The 6,000-nt window shown below is 35.9% G+C and carries 4 protein-coding genes; all 4 read right to left on the reverse strand.

The genetic code is table 11. The features are described from left to right. Positions 1-94 precede the first annotated feature (94 nt). Positions 95-928, reverse strand: coding sequence for an aldo/keto reductase (locus HOG71_14765; GenBank protein ID MBT5992109.1), 834 nt, complete (start codon positions 926-928; stop codon positions 95-97). 94 nt (positions 929-1,022) lie between these two features. Beyond that, entirely contained in the window at positions 1,023-3,854 is a 2,832-nt protein-coding gene (gene uvrA, locus HOG71_14770; protein MBT5992110.1) for an excinuclease ABC subunit UvrA, read from the reverse strand. A 14-nt stretch (positions 3,855-3,868) separates the two neighbouring features. Further along, positions 3,869-5,041: a transglycosylase SLT domain-containing protein gene (locus tag HOG71_14775; GenBank protein MBT5992111.1), complete on the reverse strand. Its 1,173-nt coding sequence runs from the start codon at positions 5,039-5,041 to the stop codon at positions 3,869-3,871. A gap of 47 nt (positions 5,042-5,088) precedes the next feature. Further along, complete coding sequence (locus HOG71_14780) at positions 5,089-5,766, reverse strand: hypothetical protein (protein ID MBT5992112.1); 678 nt, start codon at positions 5,764-5,766, stop codon at positions 5,089-5,091. Positions 5,767-6,000: the final 234 nt, after the last annotated feature.

The following is a 6,000-nucleotide window of genomic DNA, read 5'->3' on the forward strand; positions in this document are numbered from 1 at the left end:
TATTTTATTTTTATTGGGAGTTTAAATCTCTGTCAGATGCAGAAGAGGTAATTAAGGCAATTAACTCATATAGCTTAATCTTAAATCAGAAAGATTAAAAATCAAAATTATCTGGATCAGGTCCAAAACGTTTATCCTGATTTAGAGTTGCAATAAAATCCATATCTTCTTCATCCAATTCAAAATCATACAGATCGGCATTGTGTTTAATCCGATCTGGATTTACAGATTTTGGGATGGTGATAATCTCAATTTGCAAATTCCATCTAAGAATTACCTGTGTTGCACTTTTATCGTATTTATTTCCAATCTCTACCAATTCCTTTACCTTATCAGCTTCCCCTTTCATGATAGGACGCCACGCTTCAAGGAGTATGTTGTGCTTTTTACAGAATTCATGAAGCTCATTTTGCTGCATCAGAGGATGCAATTCAATTTGGTTGACTGTTGGAATAATCTGGCATTTCTCAAAAATGTCCTCTAAATGATGCACCTGAAAATTGCTTACACCAATCGCTTTAATTTTCCCTTCCAGATAAAGTTCTTCCATGGCTTTCCAGCTATCTGCGTATTTTCCTTTAACCGGCCAATGGATGAGGTATAAGTCTACATATTCCAGCCCAAGTCGTTCTAAGCTGTCGTTAAATCCTTTAGCTACTTGCTTATAATCTCCCTGACGAGAATTCCAAAGCTTCGTAGTCAGGAATATATCGTCTCTGGGAATATTGCTTTCAATAATTGCTTTGCCAACTCCAATTTCGTTTTTGTAAATAGCAGCCGTATCAATTAATCTATACCCAATTTTGAGTGCGTAACTAACAGCGTCAAATACTTCAGCTCCATCATTCGCTTGAAAAACACCCAAACCTAATTGAGGGATTTCAATGCCATTGTTTAATGAGAGCTTATATTCTAAGTTTTTGTTCATGATCTATTCAGTTTCTGAATTTCTTTGTGAACCTTAGCGTCTTTGTGTTTTGGTGGCTAAAAGACCTACCATGAAAACATAAAGCACAAAGTTTTTAATTGTTTAATTCCTTCTTCAAATAACCAGCCGTATAGCCACAATTATTGGTCACAATTTCCTCTGGAGTTCCTTCACAAATAATTTTACCACCTGCTTCTCCACCATCTGGACCAAGGTCAATAATGTGATCTGCTAATTTAACCACATCTAGGTTATGCTCAATTATTAATACAGTATTGCCTTTATTTACAAATTTATTCAATACATCCATCAATATTCGGATATCCTCAAAATGAAGTCCGGTTGTTGGTTCATCAAGGATGTAAAGCGTTTTTCCTGTATCTTTTTTTGCTAATTCAGTAGCCAGTTTTACTCGCTGAGCTTCTCCACCGCTAATGGTAACTGAACTCTGACCCAGCGTAATATAACCCAGACCAACATCTACCATTGTTTTTACCCGCCTTTTTAATTGGGGAATGTTTTCAAAAAACTTAAGCGCCTGATTATGTGTCATATTTAACACATCTGTAATGGATTTACCTTTGAACCTGACTTCCAATGTTTCACGGTTATAGCGTCTGCTCATGCATTTCGGACATTGGATGTACACATCAGGCAAGAAGTTCATTTCGATTGTCTTCACACCAGCTCCCTCGCATTCATCACAGCGTCCGCCTTTTACATTGAAAGAAAATCGCCCTGCTTTATAACCTCTTATTTTTGCTTCGGGAAGTTGTGCAAATAAGTTTCTGACTTGCGTAAAAGTACCAGTATAGGTTGCAGGATTTGATCGTGGAGTACGTCCAATTGGAGATTGGTCTATTTCAATCACTTTATCGATGAACTCCAATCCTGTTAATTTTTTATGTGCTAAAGGTTTTACTTTCGTTCGATACAGATGGTTTCGAATAATGGGATACAAGGTTTCATTGATCAGCGATGATTTACCACTTCCACTGACCCCTGTAATGCAAACAAGCTTGCCTAATGGTAAGTTGAGATTTACATTTTTAAGATTATGTCCTTTTGCGCCAAAAAGCTCAATATTATTTCCTGTTCCCGCTCTTCTTTCTGCAGGAACTTCAATTTTCTTCCGTCCTGATAAATAATCAGCGGTTAATGAATCAGCTTGTGCAATATCTTCAAATTTGCCTTGGAAGCTTATTTCGCCACCATGGATTCCTGCTTTTGGTCCAAGATCAACAAGATAATCTGAGGCTTCCATCATTTCTTTATCGTGCTCAACAACCAAAACTGTATTGCCTATATCAGCTAATTCCTTAAGTGCATTAATCAATCGATGATTATCCCGTTGGTGTAAACCAATGCTGGGTTCATCAATTATATAGGTAACATTGATTAGTTGCGAACCAATTTGAGTAGCTAATCGTATTCGTTGAGATTCTCCTCCTGACAGTGTATACATTGCCCTATCAAGCGATAGATAACCTAGCCCAACTTCCAATAAAAAAGCAGTTCTAACTTTTAATTCCTTGATCAGTTCGGTTCCGATAATTTTACTTCTTCCTTTCAGTTTAGATTCAAGTGTAAGTATCCAGGAATGAAAATCAGTTAATTGGCGTGAACTAACATCGTAAATGTTTTTTTTGTCAATTTTAAAATATCGTGCTTCTTTTTTCAGGCGTGAACCATTACAGTCAGGACATGTAACTAAGGGAATATGTTCTTTCAGTTCATCTTTAAGATGATTGTTTTCAGTATCATTAATCTGCTCTTTATAGCGGTTTATTAAACCTTCAAAGCGAGTTTCATATTCCATGAAGGCCGTTTGGACTAATATTTCCTCCTCCGTACCATGCATTATTTTATGGAGAATTTCCTTCGGTATTTTATTAATGGGTGTTTCTAAATCCAGCGAGTAACGTGTTGCAATAGCGCGTATAATGGCGGATGTCCAATGATCCTTTTGCGGATCAAGAACAAGCAGTCCACCTTCCTTGATACTTTTACTACTATCAAGTGTTAAAACATCCTCATCAATTTTATGAATAATGCCAAGTCCTTTGCATTCTGGGCAGGCACCATAAGGAGAGTTAAATGAAAAGGTATTAGGCTGTGGTTCGTCATACGAAAGTCCACTTTCAGGGCACATCAGGTTTTTACTGTAATAGTTCAGATGCTTTTCATCCTCATTTACAATAATCATGGTTCCTTTGCCTTCTTTCAATGCCAATTGCATGGATGATTTCATGCGGCCTACAGATTTGGGAGCTATTTTAATGCGATCGATTACCAATTCAATATCATGTATTGCATAACGATTGAGCTGCATTTTATGAACAATTTCCTTTATTTTACCGTCAATTCTTATTTTGGTATAACCCTTTCTGCGATATTGTTCAAAAAGTTCACGATAATGTCCTTTCCTTGCTTTTACAACGGGAGCTAAAATTGAAACCAGTTTGTCGTCATGTTTTTCAAGAACAGTGGTTAGTAATTGATCTTCAGAATATCTAACCATTTTCTTATTGCTTTCCCACGAATAGGCTTCACCAATTCGAGCATAAAGTAATCTTAGGAAATCATAAATTTCTGTTGTTGTTCCAACTGTTGATCGGGGATTTCTGCTACTGGTTTTTTGTTCAATGGAAATAACAGGACTTAAGCCATCGATTTTTTCAACATCAGGGCGTTTCATTTCACCTATATACTGCCTTGCGTAGGATGCAAAGGTTTCCATGTATCGCCTTTGTCCTTCGGCAAATATAGTATCAAATGCCAGGGATGATTTTCCGCTTCCACTAAGTCCGGTAAAAACAACCAGCTTATTTCGGGGAATGCTTATATCTATGTTTTTAAGGTTGTGTTCGCGGGCACCATATACATGTATATACCCGTCTTCAACTTTTTCTAATTTTTGACTGATTGCTTCTTTTTTGCTCACTTCCCTTTCTTCTCCAAGTATATCTTTATTTTCTGCCCTTTGCGAACAAAATCATCATACATATTATTCCAGCTCTGTATTTCTGCAATATTTGCACCATATTTTTGGGCGATCGAATTAATGTTTTCCTGCTTCTTAACTACATGAATAATCAGGCTATCTTTCGTTACAAGTGGTATTTCAATTTCTTCCTTCTTCTTTTTTTCAGGGATAAATTTCTCAACTTTCAAGCTTTCATGCACAAAAAACTTTTTCCTTTTTGAATGCTTATTCGGCAATTCAATTTCATATATTTTTCGACTCTTGTTGGGTAATTTGTTGTTTTGTAACCAAGGATTCATGATTCGTATTTCACGATACGTACTCCCATTTGCCTGTGCAAACTCAACCAGATTATCGATGGTACTATCCACTCGTATAATTCGGGTATCATAGGGCTGATATAGGTGGGAAGCCAGAAAGTGAAATCCATATTTATCGTGATGGGTGAATATTTCTTTCAAGGCTAGAATTCGAAAAACATAGCGACTGGTTTCAATACTTAAAAGTAAATCGTAATAGGAGCTAACATGCTGTTTTGTTAATTGACGATTTACCCCACCCATTCCCATATTATAAGATGCTGCTACCAGTGTCCAATTATTAAAACGGCTATATGCTTCTTTGAAATAATCGCAAGCAGCTTGTGTTGCTTTTTTGACATGATAACGTTCATCAATTGACGAATTAATTTCAAGACCATAACCTTTTCCTGTACCATCAAGAAATTGCCAAAAACCTTCAGCACCAGAGGGAGATGTGAGGTTCAGGAATCCACTTTCAATTACTGCGATGTATTTGAAATCATCAGGAATACCATTTTGTTTCAGAATCGGTTCGATAACTGGAAACCATCTGTTGGCCCTTTTGATAAGTAAAATAGTATTGGATTGCCAATAGGTGTTTACTAATAATTCCCGATCCAAGCGTTCTTTTATATCATCCACTTCAAGTGGAACTATTTCTCCTGAAAAATCGATTTTGTTTGGCATTTCAAGTGCATAAACACCATATTCCTTTTCGAATTCACTCTTATATTGCTCAGGAGCAGTTGATGTGCTGGAAATTAATAAACGTGTTAGTATTATTGTTAATCCGACAATAATAAGTGAATCGAAATATTTCTTCATATAATTTCTGCTGTAAATTTCTTTTTTTAAAGAACGGAAAATTTGATTTATTTGTATCGTGCAATCTTATTTTTTGCTAAAATAAATTCAGGAGCATTTTCCAGAGCCTCCATGAAGTAGCTCTGAGCATCTTTTGTCTGTCCCTGTAATTCATTTAATGTACCTAAAAAATAATAACACATGGATATGACTGGTACATTTTGAAATGTATTTACAGCAATGCGAACCCGATACATTTCTTGCTTACTTGCTGGAGTGTTGATAATTGACTCAATAATAGTTTCTCCATTGGCCATGTTGCCTATATTATAGTTTTGAACTGCTATTTCGTATAAGTAAGCTGTTTTATTATCCAATTCATACAATTTTGAATAGCCATTTATTGCTTCCTGCGATAGGTTTAAGTTAGCTGCTGATTTTGCATAAATTTCAATTCCCTTGGGATCATCTGTTTTTAAACTCAACATTTTTTTTGAGAAATTAAACGCTGCATTATAGTTCTCTTTATTGAGGTATAGGCTGGCCAGGGTATCCATCAAATCATAATTTCCTGTATCATATACCAATAATTCTTGTGCAGATGAAATAGCTGTGTTAACATCTCCGGTTTTGAAAGCCTGATCAAAAACCAGCCTATTATGCTTGGATACTTTTGCAGGAAAATTGTCTTTTTCACCACACGAAATGAGCACGAACATGAGAATGATTAGGCTAAGATATTTCATATTTTTTTGTTTGATTATTAGCACACAAAGATAGGTCAAAACAAGAGTAATGCTTTTTTAAAATGTTCACATTTAGGCTAAAAAGAGAAACTACACAGCTGATAATTTGCCATAATAAATGCCTTGGATTAAGGTTTAAACCACTCAATATTGCATAACTTTGCCCCTTCCAAAATTAGGCTTATTTACATGGCAAATAAAAAAGGCATAGCAATACTCGGGTCTACCGGATCC

The sequence above is a fragment of the Bacteroidota bacterium genome (genome assembly GCA_018698135.1).
GTDB lineage: Bacteria > Bacteroidota > Bacteroidia > CAILMK01 > JAAYUY01 > JABINZ01.